Raw genomic sequence first — 1,692 nt, forward strand, 5'->3', positions numbered from 1 at the left:
CGGATTCGGATTCGGATTCGGATTCGGATTCGGATTCGGAACGCCAGCGGGTCACCGCCAGGACGAGCGCGGCCAGGAGCACATCCTCAACACTCGCGTGGAAAAGAGAAGCAACCTCACCCAGCAACGGACGAGTCTGCTCCGGCGTCAACGACACCACCGAAGACCGCACCGTCCCCGCCGTATCCCTCACCGGATCCAGCTCACGCGACCCCACCCGCACACCAGGCCCGGCCAGCATTCCCTCCCACAAACCCAGCTCCGCGACCCGCCCCGCCGAACCAGCCAGCCCCATCAGGAGACCAGCCCAGCCACGGAACGACGTCCCCACCGGCGCCAACTCCACCCCACGCCCCGAAGACACCGCACCCCACGCAACCGCCAAATCCGGCAGCAGCACACGCCACGAAACCCCGTCAACCACCAAATGATGCAAAACCAACAACACCCGACCCGGCACACCCACACCCGCGTCGAACCACACCACCTGCACCATCACACCCCCACACGGATCCAGACGCCCCCGCGCCAAACCCGCCTCCGACAACACCACCTCCTCCAACCCCGCACCCGCGACACCCGACACATCCACCCGACGCACCCACCCCGCCACACCCACCACACCCGGCGGCAACACCTCCAAACCCCAGTCAGAACCCCAACCGGAACCCCCCGCACCCCCCGCACCCTCGACGACGCGCAGACGTAAACCGTCATGCCGGTCCACAACCGACCGGACCACCTCAACCAGCCCCTCCACCGACAACCCCGCCGGCGCACCCACCAACACCGACTGCGAAAACTCACCCAGCGGACCACCCCGCTCCCGCACCTGACACATCACCGGCGTCAACGGCACCACACCCACACCACCCCCCTCAGCCTCGACCACCGCTGAACCCACCGAACCCACCACCGACGCAAGACCCGCCACCGTCTTCCGCTCGAAGACGTCCCGCGCAGAGAACACCAGACCCGCGGCCCGAGCCCGCGCCACCAACTGAATCGACAGGATGCTGTCGCCACCCAGCTCGAAGAAGCCGTCATCGACCGAAACGGAATCCACACCCAAAACCCCAGCAAACAATCCGCACAACACCTCCTCACACAAATTCCGGGGAACCCGTCCAGAAACATCCGACGCGTACTCCGGGGCGGGCAGCGCCTTCCGGTCCAGCTTCCCGTTCGGCGTCAACGGCAGAGCATCCAGCGTGACAAAAGCCGACGGCACCATGTAATCCGGCAGCCGTTCCGCCACGAACTCACGCAGCACCGACGTATCCACACCGGCCACATCCACACCCGCCGCCGACACGACATACGCCACCAACCGCCTGCCACCAGGACGGTCCTCCCGCACAACAACAACAGCCTGACCCACCCACTCATGACCAGCCAGAACAGACTGAATCTCACCCGGCTCGATACGGAAACCCCGCACCTTCACCTGCGCATCCGCACGCCCCAGGAACTCCAGGACCCCGTCCGCGTTCCAGCGCACCACATCCCCGGTCCGATACATCCGCGAACCCGACACCACCCCGAACGGATCCGCGACAAACCGCTCAGCCGTCAAACCCGCACGACCCACATAACCCCGCGCCAACTGCACACCCGCGATATACAACTCACCCGCAACACCCACCGCCACCGGCGACAGACCCGCATCCAGCACATACACCCGCGTATTCC

At 65.8% G+C, this 1,692-nt stretch carries 1 protein-coding gene; it reads right to left on the reverse strand.

Annotation, left to right across the window (positions count from 1 at the left end):
• A partial coding sequence (locus ACIBJH_RS48170) for a condensation domain-containing protein (protein ID WP_399123419.1) occupies window positions 1-1,692 on the reverse strand: 1,692 nt, incomplete at both ends.

The sequence above is a fragment of the Streptomyces sp. NPDC050548 genome (assembly GCF_044457385.1).
GTDB lineage: Bacteria > Actinomycetota > Actinomycetes > Streptomycetales > Streptomycetaceae > Streptomyces.